The organism is Streptomyces sp. NPDC020362 (assembly GCF_040642095.1).
Taxonomy (GTDB): Bacteria; Actinomycetota; Actinomycetes; order Streptomycetales; family Streptomycetaceae; genus Streptomyces.
The window spans coordinates 1-23,937 of sequence record NZ_JBFAET010000088.1; the positions used below are offsets into that span (position 1 = coordinate 1).

Genomic DNA, 23,937 nt, shown 5'->3' on the forward strand with positions numbered 1-23,937 from the left:
GCGGGCACGAACCGTCTGGTGGTGTCGGTCCGCCCCTACGTTGTCGAGGCTGCTCCCGGCCTCACCCCCAACCCGGGGCTCAGCCTGCCTCCAGCTTCAACCAGTCCCTGCGAGGACTGGCGGCGGGCCTCTCATCCCGCGAGATCCATCAGCGCCTCGTGGCGCACAGCCCAGTTCGTCGATGAGGCCGCGCACGACCCGCTTGGCGGCCTCGTCGTCACCGGCCACCGGCAGGGCCATACGGCCGGGGTCGCCGGCCGGGCGGGGACGATCGAGGATGTCCTGGGCGTAGGTGCCGTTGAAGGCCTTGATCACGGAGTGACCGAGGTGTCGTTCCGTCCAGCGGCTCTCGGTCAGGCCCTCGTCCTCGATGCCGGCGATCCGGCCGTCCCGCTGCTGCGGGTAGTAGTTCCCGGTGTCGATCACGGCGACGTCCTCGGCCGCGCCGTCCAGCAGCCCGGAGGGGAGGTCGGGGACCCGCTTGAGCGGAACGGTGACCACGACGACCCGGGCACCCCGGGCGGCCTCGCTCGCCGGGACCGCCCTCGCGCCGGTCTCCTCGGCCAGCTCCTTGAGGGTCTCGGGGCCGCGGGAGTTCGCCACGGACACGTCGTGGCCGAGGGCGGTGAGCCGCCGGGTGAGGTTGCCGCCGATGTTGCCCGCGCCGATGATGCCGATCTTCATGACAGGCCTCTCAGGATCAATGCATGTGCATGCTTCCGTCGTCGGCGACAACCTCGCCGGGACCGGGCCTATTCCGCGACTACGGCAAAAGAATGAGCGGCCTCAACCGTGCGTGCATCAGATCCTCAGCACGATCTTGCCCGTGTGCCGGTTGGACTCCATCAGGCGGTGGGCGTCCCGGATGCGGTCCAGGCCGTCGACGACCTCGCCGACCACCGGACGCAGAGTGCCGTCGGTGAGGCCCGAACCGATGTAGTGGGCGGCGCGGCGGCGGCCGTCGGCGGTGCCGGTCAGGATGTGACGGTCGCCGGACGGCTGCTGCGCCACGACGACCTCACCGTGCGCCAGGTGGCCGGGCGCACCGGATACACCTCGGAGTTCGCCTTCGCCAAGGCCTTCAAGCGGGAGTACGGGGTGGCACCGGGGCAGTGCCGGCGCGGGGCGGCGTAGGCGCCCTGTGCGCCGCGTCGGAGTGCGCCGTGCAGCGGCCCGACGGCGTCATGACGAAGGGGGTGCCCCTCCTCGCAGGACGGGCACCCCCTTCGGCGGGGTCACTTGTTCATGTAGGCCCAGAACTCGTCGAACGACAGGACCTTGTCGCCGTTGAGGTCGCGCTGCTTGATGATGGCCTCGGCCACCGTCTCGGTGACGTTCCAGTCACCCTCCTGGGCCAGGGCGGACTTGAACTCGGCGGCGGTGATGAATCCGTCACCGTCCGCGTCGATCCGCTGGAACTGCTTGCGTGCTTCCTCGATGTCCGCCACCGATCCGCCCCTTTTGTTCGCGTTTCTCATGCCTTGCTGGCGTACTGACGCTGGTCAGATTAACGGTCCTGCCAGGCCTTGAGCGCCGCGACCACCCAGCCGAACTCCTCCTGGTACCTCGGGGGCTCCTCCTCCCCCTTGATCACGGCCGCCAACTCCCGGTAACGGACGACCTCGCTGCCCAGGTCGATGCGCCGCAGCACGGCCGCCCGGTCGGTGCCCGCCCCGAGCAGTTCGGTCAGCACGGCGTCCGCCTCCGGCGCCTCGGGGGCCACGCCCCGCGCCCGGGCGGCGCCGACCAGCTCGACCAGCCGCCGGAAGAACACCATCGACGCACCGGCCGGGGTGTCGGGGCCACGGTCGGCCGCGTTGTACTCGATCATCCTGCGCATCGCGGCCCGGAAGTCCGGGTTCTGCAGCAGTTCCGCCAGCTCCACCCAGGCGTCCACCTGCTCGGGGGTGGGGTCGTCCGGCAGGCTCACGCCGATGCTCCGGGTCCGCTCCCGGATCCACGGGTCCGCCGTGTCGAGTCCGTCGAAGATCCTCTCGACGAAGTCGTCCACGATCCGCTGTCGTTCCGCCGCCGACAGCCGCGCCAGCTTGTTCATCAGGGTCATCTCCTCAGCGGTCGAACCGCGTCGCGCCACGGACGACAGCACCGCACGGGTCACCCTCAGTGACCGGATCTGCGCGTCGAGGGCCACCGCATGTGCCGCCGCGACCTGGGCCACCGTCGCCTCACCGGCCAGCACCCGCCGCACGTCCTCCAGGCCGAGACCCAGCTCGCGCAGGGTGCGGATCAGCTCCAGGCGGGCTACGGACGCGGCGTCGTAGAGCCGGTAGCCGCCCGCGGACCGGCCCACCGGGGGCAGGACGCCCTCGTCGGACCAGTAGCGGATCGTGCGAACCGTCAGGCCGGTGGCCCGCGCCAGCTCGCCGATGGTGAGAAATCCGGTGCCGTCGTCGATCACGTCTGCGAGTCTGGGCCTTCCAGTCGGTGGAGACTCAAGGAGCGCGCCTTGGAGACCTTGCGGGACATTCTCGACGCGGCGGCGCGCGGCGTCTTCCCGCCCGCGGACGGCCGTACGACGGTGCTGCCGCAGCCCTCCGGGCAGGCCGCCGGGGTCATCGCCTTCACCGCGCACACGGTCGTCTTCACCGACGAGGACCCGCAGTGGGTGTGCGACACCCTGGAGACCGTGGACTGCGATCCGCTCGCCGCGCCGATGAACCCCGCCTTCCTGGCCGCCTTCATGGCCCGGACGGGCCGCAGGTGCGAAACCGTCGACGCGGTCCTGGTCGGCCACCCGCTGCCCGGCGAGCCGCCGCTCGCGCTGACGGAGATCGAGGACGCCGGCCATCCGCGCATCGCCTACGCCCGCGGGCGGCGCGAGGACCTTCGGGCGTGGACGGCGGACGGCGGCGTGCTGGTCATGGGCCGCGGGGTCGCCGGCCGGCTGGAGGTGTCCGTCGAGGTCGATGCGGGGGTACGGCACCGGGGGCTGGGCCGGGCGCTGGTGACGGCGGCGCGGCAGCTCGCCACGGAGCCGCTGTGGGCGCAGGTCACGCCGGGGAACGCCCGCAGCATGCGGGCGTTCCAGGCGGCCGGCTACCGTCCGGTGGGCGCGGAGGTGCTGCTTCAGCGGAAGATGCCGGTGTGCCCCAGTGAGTAGCGGCCGGGCTGCGGGTAGACGGCGAGGCCGTGCGGGCCGCTGCCGACCCTGATGCGGGCCAGTTCGTCACCGGTGCGGGTGTCGATGGCGTACACCTCGGAGTTGTAGCGGCCGGACAGCCACAGCACCTTGCCGTCGGCCGAGACCCCGCCCATGTCGGGACTGCCGCCGCCGGGCAGGTGCCACTTCCCGGTGAGCCGGTTCTCCGAGAAGTCGAAGAGGGAGATGGTGCCCTCGCCCCGGTTGGAGATGTACATCACCCGGGAGTCCCGGCTGATGTACAGCCCGTGGGCGCCCTTTCCGGTGGGCAGGAACGTCGGCTCCGCGAAGGTGTCGCCGTTCAGGATCCACAGGCCGTTGGCCATCATGTCGGCGATGTAGTACAGCTTGCCGTCCGGGGAGATCTTGACGTCCTGCGGCATGGCGCCGCGGAAGGGCAGTTTCTGCTGTCCGACGACCTCCATCCGCGCCGTGTCGACCTTGAGCAGTTCGCCGCTGAACTCGCAGGAGACGATGAAGTACCGGCCGTCGCGGGAGAAGTCGGCGTGGTTGACGCCGGAGCAGCTGACCGGGAGGGCCTTGACGACCTTCATGGTGTGCGCGTCCCGGAAGACGAGCTGGCGGTCCTTGGAGGCCATGACGACGGCGTACTTGCCGTCGGGCGTGAAGTACAGGTTGTACGGGTCGTGCACCGGAACCGGCTTGCCGGCCTTGCCGGTCCTCGGGTCGATGGGGGTGAGGCTGTTGCCGAGGTCGTTGTTGACCCACAGGGTCTTCAGGTCCCAGGACGGCACCACGTGCTGGGGCTGGCGGCCGACCGGGATGGTCTCGATGATCCGGTAGGTCCTGGGGTCGATGACCGTGACCGTGTCGGAGTTGGTGTTGGGGACGTACACCCGGGACGGGAAGTCCTTGACGACAGGGGACAGTTTGCCCGGGCGGTCGGCGGCGTAGAGGTCGGCCGGATCCTGCACCGGGGGCATGCCGGGCAACACGTTCGCCTGCTGGGTCTTCACCTTCGGCGGGAGGGGCGCCTTGCTGCCGAGGGCTTCGTTCTCGTGTTGCTGGGCGCCGCCGCTGCAGGCGGACAGCAGCGTCAGGGCGGTGAGGGCGGCTCCGGCGGCCAGGAGCCGGGCGGCTTGGGTGGGGTGCATCAGCTCAGCAGCTCCGTGGTGGTGACCGCGCGCAGTCCGCGGCGGTCGAGTTCGTGGAGTACGGCAGGGAGGGCGGCGACCGTGTCCGGGTACCCGAAGTGCAGGCTCACCACCGATCCGCCCCGCACTTCGGCGAGAACCTTGCGGGTGACGGCGTCGGCACCGGGGCGGGTGTAGTCGAGCGAGTCGACGTCGTAGGACAGCACGTGCGGATAGCCCGCGGCGCGGGCCAGCCGGGCGACCAGTGCGGAGGCGGTCGGGGAGCGGGAGGGGCGGAACCAGGTGCCGATCGACCCGGTGAGCCGCTTCAGCCGGGCCGCGCAGTCGGTGATCTCCTTGCGTGCCTCGGCTTCGGCCATGGCGTTGACGGAGACGTGGCGTTGGGTGTGGTTGCCGAGGTCGTGACCGCCGTCGAGGATGCGGCGGGCCAGGTCCGGGTGTTCGTCCAGCCAGGTGCCGACGGCGAGCACGGTGAGGCGGGCGCCGTGCTGTTCGGCCGCACCGAGCAGGGACGTGGCGAGGTCGGGGTCGCCCTGGCCGTGGAAGGTGAGGGCGACCTGGGGGCGGGTGCGCGGGCCGTGGGTGATCTGGGCGGGCTGCCCGGGGTAGGCGCGGGGAGCGGGCGCCGTGCGGGACGTGGCCGCGGGGTTGCCCGACGCGCGGGCGGGCGGGGCGGACCCGGGGGGCGCGTCGGTCGTGGAGGCGGACGGGACGTCCTGGTCGCTGCCGCACCCGGCGCCGAGCGCGCCCGTTGCGACGAGCCCGGCGCCCGCGCGCAGCACTCCGCGTCGATTGGTCGTGGTCACCCGCACCATTTAAGGGGCGACAGGTAAGAAAACCGCCGATTAGCCCGAATGAGGGTCGATTTCGGGTCGTCCTGGAATCATCGACTCCGCGGTCCGCGGCTCCGCGGTCCGTGACTCCTCGGTCCGTGACTCCGCGGTCCGTGCGGATCGGGCCGGACAGGATCTACCGGTCGGCGACCCGCATCTCGAACCAGGTGGTCTTGCCCCGCGGGAGCAGGTCGACACCCCAGCGGTCGGAGAGTTTGTCCACCAGGAACAGACCACGGCCGCTGACGTCCATCTCCTGAACCGGCATCAGACAGGGCAGCCCGCGCGAGGGGTCGCGGACCTCGACACGGATCCAGCCGCGGCGCCGGCGCATCCTCAGGCCGAAGACCCGGGCCCCGGTGTGCCGTACGGCGTTGCCGACGAGTTCGGAGACGAGTAAAACCGCATCCTCGGTCATCTTGGGGCTCAGCCCCCACTGACGCAGGACGACGACCTGGGCCAGCCGGCGTGCGGCGGCCGCGGACTCCGGGCGGGACGGCAGCGGGACCTCCGCCTCCGTCGGGTTGCCGAACAGTTCGAGCGCCTTGAGCGCCCGTTCATCCTCCACCGCGGGCGACCAACGCGCCGCGGCCGCACGGCTGTGACCCCGCGGCTGTTCGATGCCCTCCAGCCCCGCCATGCCCCCATGATGGCCGCCCGGAGCCGTCTCCGTGGCCGTTCCGGAGGAATACGCCCCCCACACGCCCCCGCCCCGCTCCGGCCCATCGGCATATGCGAACGGCATGCCAGCTTCGGGGACATCCCGGCCGACCTGCGGCGACGGCTCGCTCGCGGGCAATCGTCAGGATCCCTCGACGAGGCAGACTTAAGGTTGCCTTAAGGCTCCCATAAACCGCCCCATCGGGGGACCCGCGGACCGGACGGCACGTCAATTGCACGTGCTGTCAGTGAAGTTCCTCGGCGCGATTCACGGGTTCACAGGAACTTCGCCTTGCCCGGCCCTTCCTCCACGAAGCTGCGCATGCCCCGCTCACGGTCCTCGGTGGCGAACAGACCCGCGAACCAGTTCCGTTCGACGGCTAGTCCGGTGTCGATGTCGGTCTCCAGGCCGGTGTCGATCGACTCCTTCGCCGCGCGCAGGGCGATCGCCGGTCCCCGGGCGAGCCTGGCGGCCCAGGCGTGCGCCTGCTCGTACACCTCGGCGGCCGGCACGACCCGGTCCACCAGGCCGATCGTGAGGGCCTCGTCGGCCTTCACCTGACGGCCCGTGAAGATCAGGTCCTTGGCCTTGGAGGGGCCGACCAGCCGGGCCAGGCGCTGGGTGCCGCCGGCGCCCGGGATGAGACCGAGCAGGATCTCGGGCTGGCCCAGCTTGGCGTTGTCGGCGGCGATGCGGAAGTCCGCGCACAGGGCCAGCTCGCAGCCACCGCCGAGCGCGTACCCGGTGACGGCCGCGACGACGGGCTTGGGAATGCGGGCCACCGCGGTGAAGGAGTCCTGCAGGGCGCGGGCTCGCAGGACCATCGCGGTGTGGTCCATGGCCTGCATCTCCTTGATGTCCGCGCCCGCCGCGAACACCCGCTCGCCGCCGTAGATCACCACGGCCCGCACGTCCTCGCGGCGCGTGGCCTCCTCGGCCAGCTCCTTCAGCCGGTCCTGCGTGGCGACGTCCAGCGCGTTCATCGGCGGGCGGTCCAGGCGCAGGGTGCCGACGCCCTCGGCGACTTCCAGATTCACGGTCATGCGCAGCAGGTTAACGGGGATTAACGCCAACCGCCCCGGTGCCTTCGCTCACACACGGCCGGGGGTCCGGGGGTTGCCCCCGGACAGACACAGCACGGGGATTAACGCCAACCGCCCCGGTGCCCTGGCACACACACGGCCGGGGGTCCGGGGGTTGCCCCCGGACAGACACAGCACGGGGATTAACGCCAACCGCCCCGGTGCCTTCGCTCACACACGGCCGGGGGTCCGGGCGACGGCCCCGAAGGGGCATCGCCCGGAAGGGGCGCGGGGAACTGCGCGACCAGCCACAGCGGACCCGCACCCGCCGGCTGCACCGGTACGGGGACACCCGCACCGCCAGCCGCACCGACACGGCGGCACCCGCAGCCGCACCCGCACCCGCTAGCCGCGCCTCACTTCTTCCAGTCGGCCCAGGACATGTTCCAGCCGTTGTAGCCGTTGTCCGGAGCCACCGTGCGGTCGTGGGAGTTCTTCACGACCACCACGTCGCCGATGATCGAGTGGTTGAAGAACCACGCCGCCGGCACGCCCTTGTCGTAGCCGCCGCGGACGTCGCGCAGGCCGACGCAGCCGTGGCTGGCGTTGTAGTTGCCGAAGGCGTCGCCGCCCCAGTAGTTGCCGTGGATGAAGGTGCCGGAGGTGGTGAGCCGGATGGCGTGCGGGACGTCCTTGATGTCGTACTCGCCGCCGTAGCCGACGGTCTCGCCGTTCATGCGGGTCTCGGTGAGCTTCTCGCTCATGACCATCTGGCCGTTCCAGGTGTCGTAGCCGGGCTTGCCGGTGGTGACCGGGATGGTCTTGATGACCTTCCCGTCCTGGGTGACCTTCATCGTGTGCTTCTTGGCGTCCACGTAGGAGACCTGGTTGCGGCCGATGGTGAACGTCAGCTTCTTGTGCTGCTCGCCGTAGACGCCGGAGCGGCCCTCGACACCGTTCAGGTCGAGGTCGACGGTGACCTTCGTGCCGGACTTCCAGTACTTCTCGGGGCGGAAGTCCAGGCGGTCGTTGCCGAACCAGTGGCCCTCGACGTCGACGGCCGGCTCGGTCTTGATCTTGATGGCCTTCTCCACGGCCTGCGGGTTGGTGATGCCCCGGGTGAAGCGGACGGAGAACGGCATGCCCACTCCGACGGTGGAGCCGTCCTCGGGGGTGAAGTTGCCGACGAAGGTGTTCTTCGGCGTGAGTGTGGTGAAGCTGGAGTCCTCGGCGGCCTCGCGGCCCTCGGAGTCCTTGGCGACCGCGTGCACCGTGTACTTGGTGGCGGCGGCCAGATGGGTCGACGGGGTCCAGGAGGCGCCCCCGCCGGTGATGGTCCCCTCGATCTCGGCGCCCTTGGCGTCCTTGACGGTGACCTCGGTCAGCTTGCCCTTGGCCACGTTCACCTTGAGGGCGCCGCTGGTGTCGACGCCCGCGGCACCGGACTTGGGCGAGATGGTGACGGAGGCCGTCGACTGCTTGCCCTGCTGGGTGCCGGGGTCCTTGCTCTTGCCGTGCCCGGAACCGGATCCCGAGTCACCGCCGCCGCACGCGGTGAGGGACACCAGCAGGGCGCCGGCTATGAGCGCCAGTCCCTTGCGGCTTCTGCCCTTCATGGCGGACGTGCCGCTTCCCCGGCCCCCCACCGACGCCCCCGATATCGGCCGCACGTTCAAGTTGTTCTCCCCTCGCCGGGCCAGGTCAGGCCCGCTCCCCACCACTTTGGTGTGCGCATGTTAACCGCCGGGATTTGAGCGAGGCGTCAGGTGAACGTCACCGTTCAGTCGCAATTTCAACCGGTCGCCTCGCCCGGAACCCCGTCCCTCATCCGGTTACTTGACCGCGCTGCCCGCTTTCCATTCCTTCCAGTCCATGTTCCACCCTCCGAGGCCATTGTCGGGAGCGACGGTTTTGTCCTTGCTGTTGACGACCTCGACGACGTCCCCGACCAGGCTGCGGTCGAAGAACCAGCCGGCCGGGGTGTCCGAGCCGCCGCCCTTGACGTCCTGCAGGCCCACGCAGCCGTGGCTGACGTTGACGTGCCCCGGGGCCTCCGGTGACCAGTAGTTGCCGTGCAGGAAGGTGCCGGAGTCGGTGAGCTTCATGGCGTGCGGGACGTCGGGGATGTCGTACTCGCCGCCGAAGCCGACCGTGCGGCTGTTCATGCGGGTGACCTCGAGCATGTCCATCACCACCATCTTCCCGTTGTAGGTGGGGTGCTTCGGGGCGCCCGCGGTGATGGGCACGGTGGCCAGCAGCTCGCCGTCGCGCCGCACGTCCATCATGTGCCGGGCCGCGTCCACCAGGGACACCTGGCTGCGGCCGACGGTGAAGGTGAACGTCTTGTCCTGCAGGCCGTACACACCACTCGCCCCTTCGACGTCCCTGAGGCCGAGGTCGACGGTGACCTCGGTGCCGGGTTTCCAGTAGCGCTCGGGGCGGAAGTCCAGGCGGTCCTTGCCGAACCAGTGCGGCCGGATCTCCACGGGCGGGTTCGCGGTGACCCGTACGGCGCGTTCGACGGCGGCGCGGTCGGCGATCTCCCGGCTGAAGGCGAGGGACACGATCATGCCGGTGCCGACGGTGGCGCGGTTCTCGGGGGTGACGTAGGCGATGAACCGTTCGTCGGGGACGTAGGTGGTGAAGGTGGTGTGCCGGGCCGAGCGGTGGCCGTGGGCGTCCAGCGCGACCACGTCGACGGTGTACTCGGCGGCGAGCGCGAGCCGCCGGTCGTCCGGTTCCCAGGTCAGCCCGTCGGCGGTGATATGGCCCCGGACCGGGGAGTCCTGTGCGTCCTGGGACTTGACGACACTCACCTTCTCCAGACGGCCGGCGGGCACTCGTACCCGCAGCCGGTCCTCGGGCCTGATGCCCTTGCTGCCGTCGTCCGGGGCGACCCGGATGACGTCCTCGGGGGCCGGCGGTTTGCCGAAGACCCGGTCGATGTCCAGCGGGCCCGAGCCGACCGCATCGCAGCCGGCCAACAGCCCCGCCCATGTCAGTACCGCGGCCAGCGCGGCCCCCGCGCGCCGTGCGCGTCCTTGTACGTGCCTCACGCGGGGCTCAACGACGGGGCCCGCTCCGGGGAAACGTGAGTGCGACGCCCGCGCTGGGCAGAACTGTGGGGAGGACGACGGGGGTCTCCCCCAGAGGGGGTACCCCCAGCCCGCGTCGGAGCCGTCGGGGCGCAGCCGTCACCGGGCGGCCGGGTGTGCCCACGGGCACCCTCGGCCCTTCGGCGTGGCCGGCTGCGCCCCCGGGGGCGAGCCACTGAAAGAGGGGCCCACAGGTGACGAGCGCAGCGGAGCAGCGGGCACGGGCCGGGGAGCCGGCCGCCGGGAGCGGGCACCCTGCCACCGCGGCCGGCGGCTCCCGTCGCGCCCTGCCGCCCGTGCCGCCGGTGTGGCCGGGAGCGCCGACTCCGCTCGGGGCCCGGTTCCGGGTCGGCCCGGACGGGGGCGCGGGCACCAACTTCGCGCTGTGGGCCGCCGGGGCGGAAGCGGTCCGGCTCTGCCTGTTCGACGAACGGGGCCGGGAGACCCAGGTTCCGCTGGCCGAACTGACGCACGAGATCTGGCACGGCTTCGTGCCGGGCGTGATGCCCGGTCAGCGGTACGGCTATCGGGTGCACGGCCGCTGGGATCCCTGGGTCGGCGCCCGCTGGAACCCGGCGAAGCTGCTGCTGGACCCGTACGCACGCGCGGTGGACGGCGAGTTCGGGCTGCCGCCCGAGGTCTACGGGCACGTCCGGGACTGGCCGCAGCAGCAGGTCGCCGACACCGTGCGCGACGACCGGGACTCGGCGCCGCACGTCCCCAAGGGCGTCGTCGTCGACGATGACGACGACTGGGAGGACGACCGCCGGCCGAAGACCCCGTGGGCCGACTCCGTCATCTACGAGCTGCACGTCCGCGGCTTCACCAGGCTGCATCCGGGCGTCCCCGAGGAACTGCGCGGCACCTACGCCGGGCTGGCGCACCCGGCCGCGATCGAGTACCTGGTGAAGCTGGGCGTCACGGCCGTGGAACTGCTCCCGGTGCACCAGTTCGCGCACGAGGACCACCTGCTGCGCCGCGGTCTGCGGAACTACTGGGGCTACAACTCCATCGGCTACTTCGCCCCGCACGCGGCCTATGCGGCCTCCGGGACCACGGGGCAGCAGGTCGGCGAGTTCAAGCGGATGGTCCGCGCGCTGCACGCGGCCGGCATCGAGGTCGTCCTCGACGTGGTCTACAACCACACCGCCGAGGCCGGCGAGCTGGGGCCCACCCTGTCCCTGAAGGGCATCGACAACCGCGGCTACTACCGCCTCCAGGACGACGCCCGCCGGTACGCCGACTACACCGGCTGCGGGAACACCCTGCACGTGGTCCAGCCCCAGGTGCTGCGCCTGATCACGGACTCGCTGCGCTACTGGGTGACGGAGATGGGCGTGGACGGCTTCCGCTTCGACCTGGCGGCGGCGCTCGCCCGCTCGATGCACGACGTCGACATGCTCTCGCCCTTTCTGGCCGTCATCGCCCAGGATCCCGTGCTGCGCCGGGTGAAGCTGATCGCCGAGCCGTGGGACATCGGCTCGGGCGGCTACCAGGTGGGCGCCTTCCCGCCGCTGTGGACGGAGTGGAACGACCGCTACCGCAACACCGTCCGCGACTTCTGGCGCCATGCGCTGCCCGACGTGCGGGAGATGGGCTACCGGCTGTCCGGCTCCAGCGACCTGTACGCCTGGGGCGGCCGCCGCCCCTACGCCTCGGTCAACTTCATCACCGCGCACGACGGTTTCACCCTGCGCGACCTGGTGTCGTACGGGACCAAGCACAACGAGGCCAACGGCGAGAACAACCGGGACGGCACGGACGACAACCGTTCCTGGAACTGCGGGGCGGAGGGGGAGACGGACGACGAGCGGGTGCGGGTGCTGCGGCGCCGGCAGCTCAGGAACCTCCTGACCACCCTGCTGCTGTCCACCGGTGTGCCGATGCTGGTCGCCGGCGACGAACTCGGCCGCACCCAGCGCGGCAACAACAACGCCTACTGCCAGGACAACGAGATCGGCTGGCTGGACTGGTCCCTGCTCGACGACCCGGCCTGGCGCCCCCTGTACGACCTGACCTCCCGGCTGATCGAGCTGCGCCACCGGCACCCGGTGCTGCGCCGCCGTGCCTTCTTCTCCGGGCGCGCCCACTCGGCGGACGGGCTGCGCGACCTGGCCTGGTTCACCTCGCGGGGCGAGGAGATGACCGAGGGCGACTGGTACGCACCCGCCGCCACGCTTGGCATGTATCTGTCCGGTCGGGACATCCCGGGCCGGGACGAGCGGGGCGCGCCGGTCGTCGACGACAGCTTCCTCGCGGTGCTGCACGCGGGCGACCGGCCGACTGGATTCGTGCTGCCGGGGCCGCCGTGGGCGGAGCGGTACGAGGTCATCGTGGACACCTCCCGGGAGGAGCAGGCGGGCGCCCCGGGTACGGTCCACCCGGCGGGTACGGAGATCACGGTGCCGGAGCGGGCGGTGCTGCTGCTGAGGGTCGACTGACCCCGTGTGAAACCCGTACGTGACGCGGATCACGTCCCCCGAGTGCAGCGCGGGAGGGGGTCCAGTGCCTTCCTCCCTGTGAAGACAGTCGGCTAGAACGGGGACCGCGGCAATGGAGCAGGCTCGGGCAGGTGAGTACGACGCGTTCGTGGCGGCCCGCTGGTCGGTGTTGTTCCATCTGGCCCGGCTGCTCACCGGCGGCGATCGGCACCGGGCCGAGGACCTGTTGCAGGAGTCCCTGGTCAAGCTGTGGTTCGTCTGGCCGAAGGTCGCCGACGAGGCGCCGGAGGCGTACGTGCGCAAGGTGCTGGCCCGGGCCGCGGCCCGCTCGGCCCGCCGGCGCTGGTGGGGCGAGCGGCCCGTAGAGGAGCTGCCCGAGGTGGCCGCGGTGGGCGACATGTCCGCGACCGTCGCCGAGCGCTCCCGGCTGGAGGCGGCGCTCGCCCGGCTGAGCCCGCCGCAGCGGGCCGCCGTCGTGCTGCGCTACTACCAGGACCTGCCCGACCGGCAGGTCGCGGAGACCCTGGGCTGCCCGGTGGGCACGGCCCGGTCCCATGCCGCGCGCGGGGTGGCTCAGTTGCGCCGGCTCCTGGCCGACGTCATCGAGCCGGTGGGGTGAGGGAGAACCCATGGACCAGATGGATCGCATGGATCACTTCGAGCGGCAGCTGACCCAGCTGATGCACAGCACCCAGGAGCACACCTCCTTCGAGGCCGGGCACCAGGAGCGGCTGCACGCGGGCGTGCGGACCCGGCGCCGGGTGCGGACCGCGCGCCGGGCCGCGGGATCCGTCCTGACCCTCGCCGGGATCGGCCTCGGGCTGCTCCTGTGGCCGCACGCGTCGGCCACGGACCAGCCGAGCGCGCCCCACCCGCGGCCCGTCGTCAGCCCGGCGCCGAGCCCGAACACGTCGCCCTCGCCGGACGACTCGCCGAGCGTGCCGCCCAGCTCCACCCCGACGCAGTCGCCGAACCCTGGCGGGACGACGGAGACCTCCTCCCCGCCCGCGACGTCGGGGAGTTCCGACCCGGCCACCGAACCGGCCACCGGACCGCCCACCGGCACGGCCACGTCGACCGCCACCTCCCGGGGCACGGCCACCGCACCGCCCCCGACGAACTCCCCGAGCCCGCCGGCCGACCCGTCCTACACCTCCACCACCACGGCCACCCCGACCGGATAGCGCACCGCTCTCCCGTCACTTCACCGACGCGCGTGCCTTCGGCGCGACTCCCACCTGAGGACGCAAGGGACTTACGTGATATATCTCCGCCCAGGCCGGACGGCACCGGCCAGGACCCCACTGACCCGGCGCGCTCCCCTGCCCAGCCACCACGAGGAGCCCGTCCTGGACCTGGCAGTGCCGGTGTTCAACGAGGAGAAGGATCTGGGTCCGAACGTCCGGCGGCTGCACAAGCATCTGCGGGAGACGTTCCCCTACCCGTTCCGGATCACCATCGCGGACAACGCCAGCACGGACCGCACGCCGGGCATCGCCGCGGGGCTCGCGGACGAACTGGCCGACGTGGAGTGGATTCGGCTGCCCGTCAAGGGGCGCGGCCGGGCGCTGCGCGCCGCCTGGTCTGGCTCACGGGCGCCGGTGCTGGCGTACACCGACGTGGACCTGTCGACCGGGCTCGCGGCGCTGCTGCCGCTGGTCGCACCGCTCATCTCGGGCCACTCCGACCTGGCCATCGGCACCCGGCTCGCGGCCGGTTCCCGGGTGGTGCGCGGCCCCAAGCGTGAGGTCATCTCCCGCTGCTACAACGTCCTGCTGCGCTGCACGCTCGCCGTCGGCTTCTCGGACGCGCAGTGCGGGTTCAAGGCGGTGCGGCGCGATGTCGCCGAGCGGCTGCTGCCGCTGGTGCGGGACGGGGAGTGGTTCTTCGACACCGAACTGCTGGTGCTCGCCGAGCGGGCGGGGCTCAGGATCCACGAAGTGCCGGTGGACTGGGTCGACGACCCCGACAGCCGGGTCGACATCCTCGCCACCGCGCTGGCCGACCTTCGCGGCATAGCCCGGATGCGGCGAGATCTGAGCCGCCGCCGTCCGAGGCCGAGCGCCGCATGACCACGACCCTGCCCCGCACACCCGCGCCGACCCCCGCCCGCCCGGCCGGTCCGAGGGAGCGCCTGCGCACCGCCGCCCGCCACCACGGCCCGGTCCTCGCCCTCTACGGCGCCCTGAAGCTCATCGGCTTCTGCTCGTTCATGTACCTGCTGGACTCGGCCGGTGACTTCCGCACCAAGCACCCCCGCTTCGGCGGCGGAGCGCACGCCTGGGACGTGCTCGCCACCTGGGACGGCTGGTGGTACCAGCAGATCGCGCTGCACGGCTACGACCCGAAGCTCGTCCACATCCCGGGCGCCACCGGCCTGATCACGCTGGAGGGCAACTCGGCGGCGTTCTTCCCGCTCTACCCGGCACTGATGCGCATGACGTCCGCGGTCACCGGCCTGGGCTCGTACGGCGCGGGCATCGCGGTCTCCGTCCTCGCCTCGTTCGCCGCCGCCCTCGGGATCTTCGCCGTCACGGAGCGGCTGGGAGGCCGGCGGGCGGGTCTCGCCGCGGCCGGGCTGTGGGCGGTCTGGCCCGGCTCCGGCGTGGAGTGGGCGGTGTACTCCGACTCGCTCTACGTCGCTCTGGCCGCCTGGGCCTGCTACGCGGTCATGACCCGCCGCTGGCTCACCGCGGGGGTCATCACCTTCGCGGCCGGCCTCAACCGGCCCACGGCCGCCGCGCTGATCGCCGCGCTCGGCATCGCCGCGCTGTGCGCGCTGCGCGACCGCCGCGACGGCGTCCTGCGCCCGCTCCTCGCCATGGCCCTGGCCCCGATCGGCCTGCTCGGCTATCTCGGCTGGGTGGGCCACCGCATGGGCGACTACGGCGGCTACTTCACACTCCAGTCGGGCGCCTGGGCGCACAGCTTCGACTACGGCAAGCAGACCTCCGACGTGCTGACGTCCGTACCGGTGGGCCACTTCACCTATCTGTCCGCCTGGCCCTTCGCGGACATGATCGGCGTCGGGGTCGTCCTGCTCGCCTTCACCCTCGTCCCGCTGCTGCTGCGGCTGCGCCCCCCGGCGGTGCTGGTCGTCCACACCCTGCTGACCCTCGTCCTGGTCCTCGGCAGCCAGCAGATCTTCGCCAACGTCTCGCGCTACCTGCTCCCCTGCTTCCCGCTGTTCATCCCCCTGGCCCTGGCGATGCGCCGGCTGAGCCTGCGCATGCAGTGCACGGTGCTCGGCATCGCGGCCCTGGCGTCCGGCTCGTACGCGGGCTATGCGCTGTTCGAACTCGGTGTGCCGTAGGACCCGGCCCCGCCTGCCGGACCGCTTGTGCGCACGACAGGCCGGGGCCTCGCGGCGAAGCCCCCGGCGACATCGTCGCGGGGGGCTTCCGCCATCTGTTCCGTCCGGTCAGAAGACGCTGTTGCTGCATCCCATGGTCGAGCCGATGTGGGTGCCCTGTGCGCCCGGGTCGCCCTCACCGTTGAGCGCGTTGCCCAGCGCGCCGTTGATGAGTCCGACCTCACCGAGGACGTCCAGGTTAAGGTCGTGCGACTTGCAGTTGGAACTCTGCAGGGCGCTGACGCTGTCGCCGCCTCCCTTGCCGCCGCGAACAAGGCCTTCAGCGTGGGCGGTGCCGGCGCTCACGAGACCGACGGTGCCGAGGGCGGCCACCAGGACGGCGGCCTTGCGAAGCTGGTGCATGTCATCTCCATGGGGTGAGTCGATGTGATCTGCCACAGATCGACCGCTTGCAGATATGGAGATTTAATATGACGTCAGGAAAAAACGGACTTCGACACGCCGGTTCTGTGATCTTCGTGACCGGATGGGTGTGACGGACCGTCACCGATCCTCAGGGATTCCCCCGGTCCGGCGCGGAGCCGCGAATGCGCCGGAGACCAGGACAAGTTCGGGTGCGGTGGCCTTGCTCAGGAATCGGCACCGTCGCCGTGCCACGTCCGCCACAGCGCCGCGTAGGCCCCGCCCTCCGCCACCAGGTCCCCGTGGGTGCCCAGTTCCGTCAGGAGGCCGTCCTCCATGACCGCCACCCGGTCCGCGTCGTGGGCCGTGTGCAGGCGGTGGGCGATGGCGATGACCGTGCGGGACTCCAGGACCGCGGCCAGCGCCCGTTCGGTGTGGCGGGCGGTGGTGGGATCGAGGAGGGCCGTGGCCTCGTCGAGGATCAGCGTGTGAGGATCCGCCAGAACGACTCGCGCCAGGGCCAGTTGCTGGGCCTGGGAGCCGTCGGTGGGATGGGCGTGCGGCCCGAGGCGGGCGTCCAGACCGCCCGACAGGCCGCGCACCCAGTCGTCGGCGCCCACCGCCGTCAGAGCCGCCCACAAGTCGGCGTCCCCGGCCGCCGGTTCGGCGATACGGAGGTTGTCGCGGACCGTACCGAGGAAGACGTGGTGCTCCTGGGTGACCAGGACGACCTGCCGGCGCAGCCGTTCCGGCTCCAGCGCCGCGACCGGGACCCCGCCCACCGTCACCGTGCCCGCCCCCGGTGTGTCGATGCCCGCGAGGAGCCTGCTCAGAGTGGTCTTGCCGGCCCCGGACGGGCCCACCACCGCGAGCCGCTCCCCGGGCCGTACCGTCAGGTCCACTCCGCGCAGCACCTCGCCGCCGCGCTCGTAGGCGTAGCGCACCCCGCGCACGTCGATCCGGTCGTCCGCGGGCTCCGGGCAGCCGCCGTCCGCCGCGGCCCGCGGCGCCTGCGCGAGCCCCTCCACCCGGGCGAACGAGGCGCTGCTGCTCTGCAGTTGTTCCACCCGCATCAGGATCTGGTCCAGCGGCTCGGTGAACTGACGCAGATACAGCGCCGCGGCCACCACCGCGCCCACGCCCACCACACCGCGCTCGTGCAGCCATCCGCCGACCAGCAGCACACCCACCACGGGGACGGTGTACGTCACCTCGACCGCCGGGAAGAACACGCTCCGCAGGCGCAGCGTGTAGAAGCGGGTCCGGCGGGACCTCTCCAGCGTGTCCCGGCTCGCGGTGATCCGCCGTCGCCGGAGCCGGAAGGCCTCGACCGTCCGCGCTCCGGCCGCCGTCGCCGCCACGATCTCGGCGACCTCGGAGGTGGCCGCGCCCTCGGCGAGGTATCCGTCCCGGGCCCGCCGCAGGTACCAGCGCAGCGCCAGCCAGATCGGCGTGAGGCCCAGTACGCCGAACAGTCCCAGCAGCGGGTTCAGCGCGAACACCGCGCCGAGCACGAACAGTGCCTGCACGGTGTACACCAGCAGTTCCGGGCCGATGTCCCGCAGCGTCGTGCCGACGACCGCCACATCGGCCGTGCCCCGCGCGGTCAGGTCGCCGGTGCCGGCCCGCTCCACGGTCGACGCGGGCAGCGCCAGCACCCGGTCGACGTACTCCTCCCGCACCCGGGCCAGCGTCCGCTCCCCGAACCGGTATCCGACATAGCGTGCCCAGCGCGCCAGCAGCAGCTGGGCCAGCGCGCAGAGCAGGATCCACAGCGCCAGCCGGTCCACCGCACCGACCCCGCGGCCCGCCCGTACCTCGTCGACGATCCGTCCGACGAGCCAGGGCCCGCCAAGCCCCGCCGCGGCCGCCAGCGCGTTGAGCACCAGGGCGGCGGCGAACGCCCGCCCGTCGGCCCGCACCAGCCGCACGGCCGCCCGCCGCACCCGCGACCGGTCCGCGACCGGCAGCAGTCCCCTGTCCGCCGTCACCGTACGGCCCCCTCCGCGCTCGCGTCGTCGTCTGCGTTCTCGGTGTTCTCGGTGTTCTCGGTGTTCTCTGCGTTCCCGGTGTCCTCCGGACCCGCGGCGTCCTCGGCTGCTTCTGCGTCCTCGGCGCCCTCGGCGTCCTCGACGTCCCGGGCGACCAGCGCCCGGTAGCCGGGCTCCCGGGCGAGCAGCCGCCGGTGCGGCCCGCTCGCCACCACCTTGCCGTCGGCCAGGAACAGCACCGTGTCCACACGGTCCAGCACCAGCGGCGAGGTGCTCGTCACCACCGTCGTACGGCCCCTTCGCGCCTCCCGCAGCCGTTCGGCGACCGTGGCCTCGGTGTGTGCGTCCAGTGCCGAGGTCGGCTCCACGGCGAGCAGCACCTCGGGGTCGGCCAGCAGTGCACGTACCAGCCGGATCCGCTGCCGCTGCCCGCCGGACAGGCTGCGGCCCTGCCCCGCCACCGGCGAGTCGAGACCCTCCGGCAGCCCGCGTACGACGTCCTCGGCGGCGGCCGCGTGCACCGCCCGCCGCACAGCGGCCTCCCCGGCCGCGTGTTCGGCGGAGACGACCTCCCTCAGCGGTCCGGCGAACAGGTCCGCCTCGTTGTCGGCGACCAGGATCCGGGCCCGCACGTCGTCCAGCGGGACCGCGTCCAGCCGTACCCCGCCCCAGGTGGCGTCGGTGGGACCGAAGCGGCCGAGGCGGTCGATGACGGCGACGGCCTCGGCGGGGCGGGCGGCCGCCAGCGCCACCAGCCGGCCCGGCGCCGCCCGCACCCCGGAGACCGGGTCGTGCAGCTCGGCCGGCCCGTCCGGCGCGGGCAGCCGGCCCTCGTCCTGCTCCGGCGCCAGCCGCAGCAGCCCCACGACCCGGCGGGCTGCCACCACTCCCCGGTTCAGCTCGTAGGCCATTTCCACGATGAAGGACACCGGGCCGATCAGCACCGCCGCATAGCCGTACACGGACACCAACTCGCCCACCGTGATGGACCCTTGGGCCACCAGCCGGGCCGCCAGCCAGGTCACCACGGCCAGGAACAGCGTGGGCAGGCCCACCCCGAGCGCCTGCACCCAGCTGGCCGCCGCGCCCACCCGGTAGCCCTGCGCACGCAGCCGCTGCGAGTCCGTCCGGAAGGCGTCGGCGAACAGCCCCTTGCCGCCCAGCCCGTTGAGGACGCGCAGTCCGCCCGCCAGATCGCCGATGCGCGCCGTCAGCACGCCCTGCCGTTGCCGGTACTCGCTCTCCGCACCCTGCAGCCGCAGCGTCACCGGCCCGGTGAGCAGGGCGATCACCGGCACTCCGAGCAGCACCACCGCGGCCAGCTGCGCGGAGATGGCCAGCAGCAGCCCGGCCACCACCAGATACACCACGAGCGAGCCCACACCGGGCCCGACCACGGTCAGCGCCTGGGCGAGAATCTGCACGTCGCCGACCCCGATGGTGACGACCTCCCCGGCCCCGGCCCGGCGCGACAGCACCGCACCCAGCCGGGCCGCGTGCCCGACGACCAGCTTGACCGTACGGAAGTTGGCGTCCATCCGGACCCGGGTCATGGTGCGGTGCCGCATGATGCTCACCCAGGCGTTCAGCGCCCCGAGCCCGAACATCGCGGCCGTCCACCAGGCCAGCACGCCCAGCCGCCCCGGCACCAGCCCGTCGTCCACGGCCCGCGCCATCATGTACGGCTGCGCGGCCATGAGCACCAGCCACACACTGCCCAGCAGCGCTCCCGCCGCCGACCGGCCCGGCTGGCGCAGCACCAGCCACCACAGGTAGTGCCAGCCGCCCCGGGTGTCCGGCGTACCCGGCTCCTCGTACGCGTCGATCATCCCGCCCCCGATCCGCCCGGCCCCACCGCGCCGACGCCGCGGGCCGCCCCGGCGACCTCGAACGTACCGAGGGCGGGGGTGTCCGCTCCATCGAATATGCCCTGCGCCGAAAGCGTACGGCCCGTCGAACACGCAGGTCGTAGGACCAACGGCCGAGCGGTGTCCGGCCGAAACTCGGTGGGCGTCGTCCGTGCGGATCCGTACGCTCGCGATGATGCCCACGACACGTGCAACCGCCAAGGACCGCTCCGCCGTACGCACCCTTTCGAGGCTGTGGCCGTACGTCCGTCCCGTGCGCGCCCGGCTGTTCACGGCCGCGTTCGTCGCGATCGTCGCCTCCTGTACCGGACTGGTGATCCCGCTCGTCCTGAAGTGGATGGTGGACGGGCCGGTCGCCGACCGGGACCCGGCCGGGGTGTGGCTCGGCGCGCTGTACCTGCTGCTGCTCGGTCTCGCCGAGGCGGTCCTGTTCGGGATACGGCGCTGGCTGGTGGCCCGGCCGCTCTCCTATGTGGAGGCGGAGATGCGGGCGGGCCTGTACAGCCGTCTGCAACGGCTCCCGGTGTCCTTCCACGACCGGTGGGCTTCCGGCCAGTTGCTCTCCCGGGGCACGACCGACCTGATGCTGCTGCGCATGTTCCTCGCCTTCCCGCTGACCTTCCTGCTGGTCAACGGGGTGACAATCCTCGTCGGCGTGGTGATCATGCTGATGCAGGACTGGGTGCTCGGGCTGGTCATCCTCGGGCCCGCCGTCCCGGTGATGTGGACGTGCGTGGTCTTCGAGCGGCGCTACGCCGAGGTGGCACGGCGCGCACAGGACCAGGTCGGCGATCTGACGACGGTCGTCGAGGAGAGCGTGCTCGGCATCCGTATCGTCAAGGGCTTCGGACGGCACCGCAGCCAGGCGCGGGCGTTCCGGGAGCTGTCGGGCACCCTGCGCGGCACGGAGCTGCGCAAGGCACGGTTGCTGGCGACCATATGGGCCGTCATCGTGACCCTTCCGGAGGTGGCGATCGGAGCGGCGCTGGTGCTGGGCGTGGTGCGGGTGGCCGACGGCGAGCTGTCGACGGGCACGCTGGTCGCCTTCCTGAGCACGGCGCTTGCGCTGCGCTGGCCGGTGGACTCGATCGGCTTCCTGCTGGCGATGAGCCAGGAGGCGGCGACCGCCACGGAGCGGTACTTCGAGGTGCTGGACGAGGAGCCGGAGGACGGGATGCCCGCGTCCGCGGGTGCTGCCGCGGCCGCAGGTGGTGCCGCGATCGCGGGTGCTGCCGCGGACGCGGGCGGCCGTGCCCCTGGCGCGGCACAAGTGCCCGCAGCCGAACAGGGACTCCGTTTCGAGAACGTCCAGTTCCGCTACCCCGACGCCCCGCCCGGCTCCCCGCCGCTCCTCAGCCACATCGACCTCCACATACGCCCCGGCGAGTCCATGGCCCTCGTCGGAGCCACCGGCAGCGGAAAGACGACCCTCACCGCACTCGTCCCCCGTCTGCACGAGGCCACCTGCGGCCGCATCACCCTGAACGGCCTGGACATCACCGCCATGTCCCGCGAAGAGCTGCGCACCAAGGTCGCGGTCGCCTTCGAGGAACCGACCCTCTTCTCGGCGAGCGTCGGCGAGAACGTGCTGATGGGAGCCGCGGACGGCGCCGGAAAGGCCGAGCTGGACCGGGCGCTTGCCGTCGCGCAGGCCGAGTTCGCCCACGCGCTCCCGCAGAGCACCGACACCCGGGTCGGCGAACAGGGGCTGAGCCTGTCCGGCGGCCAGCGCCAGCGCCTCGCGCTGGCCCGTGCGGTCGTCGGCCGCCCGGAGTTCCTGGTGCTGGACGACCCGCTGTCCGCCCTGGACGTGCACACGGAGGCCGCCGTCGAGGCCGCGCTGCGCCTGGTCCTCGCCGACACCACCGCGCTGATCGTGGCCCACCGGCCCTCCACGGTACTGCTGGCCGACCGCGTCGCCCTGCTGTCGGGAGGCCGGATCACCGCCGTCGGCACCCACCAGGAACTGCTGCGCACCAACGCCGAGTACGCCCACCTGATGTCCGGCGAACCGGGGGAAGACGAGGGCACCCGATGACCACCACCACGACCGCCACCCCCGCCACGGACGACGACCGGCCACCCCGCAAGGACGCCGGCGACCCGTTCGACCAGGACGTCCTGCCCGTCCCGCCCGGTGCCACGGCCGTCCTGCTGCGCTCGCTGCTCGCCCCCATGAGGGCACCGGTCGCCGTCACCACTCTGCTTCTGCTGCTCCAGCAGGCGGCCGTGCAGGCGGGCCCGCTGCTGGTGGCGTACGCCATCGACAACGCCGTACCGGCGCTGCGGGACCACGACCGGGGGCCGCTGATCGCGGTGGCCGTCGGTTATCTGCTGTCCGCGCTGGTCTCCGGCGGGCTGCAGTTCGCGTTCATCGAGGCGTCCGCCCGGGTCAGCCAGGACGTGCTGCTGGACCTCAGGGGCCGGATCTTCCGGCACGCGCAGGCGCTGAGCATCGACTTCCACGAGCGGTACACCTCGGGCCGGCTGATCTCCCGTTCCACGACGGACGTCGAGTCGCTGCGCGAGCTCCTCGACGAGGGACTCCAGGAGCTGGTGACCGTCGTCCTGTCCTTCGTCTACATCTCGGCGATGCTGCTCTGGCTGGATCTGGGCCTCGGCGCGGTCGCGGTGGCCTCCTTCGTGCCGCTGTACCTGCTCGTCCGGCTCTACCAGCGACGTGCGGGCCGCGTCTTTCGCGTACGGTCCACGGCGATCGCGGCGGTGATCGTGAAGTTCGTGGAGACGATGAACGGCATCCGGCCGGTGCGCGCCTTCCGCCGGGAGGCCGCGAACGACGCCGAGTTCGCCGTGCTGAACCGGCGGCACGAGCGGACCAACGGGGACGCGATGCTGGAGATGGCCCGGTACGTGGTCGGCTCCCGGCTGGTGGCCAACACGGCGGTCGCGGCGATCGTGCTGTGGGGTGCCCACCGGGTGGCGTCCGGCTCGCTGGAGCTGGGCGTGCTGGCGGCGGCGGTGCTGTACCTGCGGCGGCTGTACGACCCGATCGACCGGCTGGGCATGTTCCTCAACTCCTACCAGTCGGCGGCCGCCTCCCTGGAGAAGATCGCCGGGCTGCTGGCCCAGACGCCGTCCGTGCCGGAGCCGTCGGTGCCGCGCGAACTGCCTCCGTCAAAGGGTGAGTTGCCCGGGCGCGAGGTCGTCTTCGACGGGGTCCGCTTCGCCTACCGCACCGGCGGCGAGGTGCTGGCCCGCTTCGACCTGACCCTCCCGGCCGGACAGACGGTCGCGGTGGTCGGCTCCACGGGTGCGGGCAAGTCGACCCTGGCCAAGCTGCTCGCCCGGTTCTACGACCCCTCCGACGGCCGGGTGCTGCTGGACGGCGTCGACCTGCGCGAGCTGACGGTGCCCGAGCTGCGACGGGGTGTGGTCATGGTGACGCAGGAAGCCTTCCTGTTCTCCGGCACGGTGGCGGACAACATCGCGATCGGACGGCCCGACGCCACGCGTGAGGAGATCGAGCGGGCCGCGAAGGCGATCGGCGCGCACGAGTTCATCAGCGCACTGCCGAACGGGTACGACACCGACGTCCGCAAACGCGGCGGGCGCATCTCGGCCGGACAGCGCCAGCTGGTCGCCTTCGCCCGCGCGTTGCTGGCGGACCCGGCGGTGCTGATCCTGGACGAGGCGACCAGCTCCCTGGACATCCCGGGCGAACGGGCCGTGCAGCAGGCGATGTCGACGGTGCTGCGGGGCCGCACCGCCGTGGTGATCGCCCACCGGCTGTCCACGGTGGAGATCGCGGACCGGGTCCTGGTCATGGAACACGGCCGGATCGTCGAGGACGGTCACCCGGACGAACTCATCGCGGGCACGGGCCGCTTCGCGGACCTGCACCGGGCCTGGCGGGACAGCCTGGCCTAGCGCCTGTCCGGTGTCCAGGATCCGCAACTCCGTCGGCGGTGAGGACAGTTCGTCAGCAGTGGATCGGCACATCCGCGATCCCGTCAGCAGTGGCTACGTTCAGCAGCGATCCTTGTCGGGTCTTTTTCGATCTTCATTCTCGGCACAA

General features: G+C 72.0%; 19 protein-coding genes and 3 pseudogenes. 9 read left to right on the forward strand and 13 right to left on the reverse strand.

The window, feature by feature from the left end:
- Window positions 1-168: 168 nt before the first annotated feature.
- Together AB0H32_RS27250 and AB0H32_RS27255 are read right to left on the reverse strand one after the other, a co-directional pair.
- A pseudogene (locus AB0H32_RS27250) lies at window positions 169-684 on the reverse strand (NAD(P)-binding domain-containing protein); the annotation flags it as partial.
- A 117-nt stretch (window positions 685-801) separates the two neighbouring features.
- Entirely contained in the window at window positions 802-1,011 is a 210-nt protein-coding gene (locus AB0H32_RS27255) for a zinc-binding dehydrogenase (protein ID WP_361125278.1), read from the reverse strand.
- Here AB0H32_RS27255 and AB0H32_RS27260 point away from each other — a divergent pair.
- Window positions 982-1,134: pseudogene (locus AB0H32_RS27260) on the forward strand (AraC family transcriptional regulator); the annotation flags it as partial. The gene AB0H32_RS27255 and the pseudogene AB0H32_RS27260 overlap by 30 nt on opposite strands.
- Window positions 1,135-1,235: 101 nt before the next feature.
- Here AB0H32_RS27260 and AB0H32_RS27265 read toward each other — a convergent pair.
- Both AB0H32_RS27265 and AB0H32_RS27270 read right to left on the reverse strand, forming a co-directional pair.
- Window positions 1,236-1,448 (reverse strand): EF-hand domain-containing protein, encoded by a 213-nt coding sequence (locus tag AB0H32_RS27265; RefSeq protein WP_361125328.1) that lies wholly within the window; start codon window positions 1,446-1,448, stop codon window positions 1,236-1,238.
- A gap of 59 nt (window positions 1,449-1,507) precedes the next feature.
- Window positions 1,508-2,419 (reverse strand): MerR family transcriptional regulator, encoded by a 912-nt coding sequence (locus AB0H32_RS27270; RefSeq protein WP_361125280.1) that lies wholly within the window; start codon window positions 2,417-2,419, stop codon window positions 1,508-1,510.
- A gap of 48 nt (window positions 2,420-2,467) precedes the next feature.
- Between AB0H32_RS27270 and AB0H32_RS27275 the strand changes: the two genes are divergently transcribed.
- Window positions 2,468-3,121, forward strand: a complete 654-nt coding sequence (locus AB0H32_RS27275; protein WP_361125282.1) for a GNAT family N-acetyltransferase — start codon at window positions 2,468-2,470, stop codon at window positions 3,119-3,121.
- Here the strand turns inward: AB0H32_RS27275 and AB0H32_RS27280 are convergent.
- The 6 genes from AB0H32_RS27280 to AB0H32_RS27305 all read right to left on the reverse strand — a co-directional run bounded on the left by AB0H32_RS27280 (window position 3,088) and on the right by AB0H32_RS27305 (window position 9,847).
- Entirely contained in the window at window positions 3,088-4,275 is a 1,188-nt protein-coding gene (locus tag AB0H32_RS27280) for a hypothetical protein (protein ID WP_361125284.1), read from the reverse strand. The genes AB0H32_RS27275 and AB0H32_RS27280 overlap by 34 nt on opposite strands.
- The gene (locus AB0H32_RS27285; RefSeq protein WP_361125286.1) at window positions 4,275-5,090 is read right to left on the reverse strand and encodes a polysaccharide deacetylase family protein; all 816 of its coding nucleotides are present in this window, start codon (window positions 5,088-5,090) and stop codon (window positions 4,275-4,277) included. The genes AB0H32_RS27280 and AB0H32_RS27285 overlap by 1 nt, the downstream gene beginning before the upstream one ends.
- A 154-nt stretch (window positions 5,091-5,244) precedes the next feature.
- A complete protein-coding gene (locus AB0H32_RS27290) occupies window positions 5,245-5,748 on the reverse strand; it encodes an ATP-binding protein (RefSeq protein ID WP_361125288.1) in 504 nt (167 codons plus the stop codon).
- A 296-nt stretch (window positions 5,749-6,044) separates the two neighbouring features.
- Window positions 6,045-6,812 carry an enoyl-CoA hydratase-related protein gene (locus AB0H32_RS27295; protein ID WP_361125290.1) on the reverse strand — a complete coding sequence of 256 codons (768 nt, stop codon included), beginning with the start codon at window positions 6,810-6,812 and terminating at the stop codon, window positions 6,045-6,047.
- A gap of 395 nt (window positions 6,813-7,207) precedes the next feature.
- On the reverse strand, window positions 7,208-8,407 hold the full coding sequence (locus AB0H32_RS27300; protein WP_361125292.1) for an Ig-like domain-containing protein: 1,200 nt from the start codon (window positions 8,405-8,407) through the stop codon (window positions 7,208-7,210).
- Window positions 8,408-8,623: 216 nt separating this feature from the next.
- Window positions 8,624-9,847 carry an Ig-like domain-containing protein gene (locus AB0H32_RS27305; protein ID WP_361125293.1) on the reverse strand — a complete coding sequence of 408 codons (1,224 nt, stop codon included), beginning with the start codon at window positions 9,845-9,847 and terminating at the stop codon, window positions 8,624-8,626.
- A 233-nt stretch (window positions 9,848-10,080) separates the two neighbouring features.
- Here AB0H32_RS27305 and glgX point away from each other — a divergent pair, with 233 nt between their 5' ends.
- From glgX to AB0H32_RS27330, 5 genes and pseudogenes are all read left to right on the forward strand, one after another.
- Complete coding sequence (glgX, locus tag AB0H32_RS27310; protein WP_361125295.1) at window positions 10,081-12,327, forward strand: glycogen debranching protein GlgX; 2,247 nt, start codon at window positions 10,081-10,083, stop codon at window positions 12,325-12,327.
- A gap of 112 nt (window positions 12,328-12,439) precedes the next feature.
- Window positions 12,440-12,946, forward strand: a complete 507-nt coding sequence (locus AB0H32_RS27315) for a SigE family RNA polymerase sigma factor (RefSeq protein ID WP_361125297.1) — start codon at window positions 12,440-12,442, stop codon at window positions 12,944-12,946.
- A 10-nt stretch (window positions 12,947-12,956) separates the two neighbouring features.
- Window positions 12,957-13,511 carry a hypothetical protein gene (locus AB0H32_RS27320; RefSeq protein WP_361125299.1) on the forward strand — a complete coding sequence of 185 codons (555 nt, stop codon included), beginning with the start codon at window positions 12,957-12,959 and terminating at the stop codon, window positions 13,509-13,511.
- A gap of 138 nt (window positions 13,512-13,649) precedes the next feature.
- Window positions 13,650-14,354, forward strand: a pseudogene (locus AB0H32_RS27325) (dolichyl-phosphate beta-glucosyltransferase); the annotation flags it as partial.
- 41 nt (window positions 14,355-14,395) lie between these two features.
- Window positions 14,396-15,640 carry a hypothetical protein gene (locus AB0H32_RS27330; RefSeq protein WP_361125301.1) on the forward strand — a complete coding sequence of 415 codons (1,245 nt, stop codon included), beginning with the start codon at window positions 14,396-14,398 and terminating at the stop codon, window positions 15,638-15,640.
- 108 nt (window positions 15,641-15,748) lie between these two features.
- On the opposite strand, the gene AB0H32_RS27335 is transcribed toward AB0H32_RS27330, so the two are convergent.
- The 3 genes from AB0H32_RS27335 to AB0H32_RS27345 form a co-directional block, all read right to left on the reverse strand.
- Window positions 15,749-16,042, reverse strand: coding sequence for a hypothetical protein (locus AB0H32_RS27335; protein ID WP_361125303.1), 294 nt, complete (start codon window positions 16,040-16,042; stop codon window positions 15,749-15,751).
- Between the two features lie 227 nt (window positions 16,043-16,269).
- Window positions 16,270-18,033, reverse strand: a complete 1,764-nt coding sequence (locus AB0H32_RS27340) for an ABC transporter ATP-binding protein (RefSeq protein ID WP_361125305.1) — start codon at window positions 18,031-18,033, stop codon at window positions 16,270-16,272.
- On the reverse strand, window positions 18,030-19,862 hold the full coding sequence (locus AB0H32_RS27345) for an ABC transporter ATP-binding protein (RefSeq protein ID WP_361125307.1): 1,833 nt from the start codon (window positions 19,860-19,862) through the stop codon (window positions 18,030-18,032). Before AB0H32_RS27345 ends, AB0H32_RS27340 begins: the two co-directional genes overlap by 4 nt.
- Before the next feature lie 214 nt (window positions 19,863-20,076).
- Between AB0H32_RS27345 and AB0H32_RS27350 the strand changes: the two genes are divergently transcribed.
- Window positions 20,077-21,939: an ABC transporter ATP-binding protein gene (locus AB0H32_RS27350; protein ID WP_361125309.1), complete on the forward strand. Its 1,863-nt coding sequence runs from the start codon at window positions 20,077-20,079 to the stop codon at window positions 21,937-21,939.
- Window positions 21,936-23,789 carry an ABC transporter ATP-binding protein gene (locus AB0H32_RS27355; protein WP_361125311.1) on the forward strand — a complete coding sequence of 618 codons (1,854 nt, stop codon included), beginning with the start codon at window positions 21,936-21,938 and terminating at the stop codon, window positions 23,787-23,789. Before AB0H32_RS27350 ends, AB0H32_RS27355 begins: the two co-directional genes overlap by 4 nt.
- Window positions 23,790-23,937: the final 148 nt, after the last annotated feature.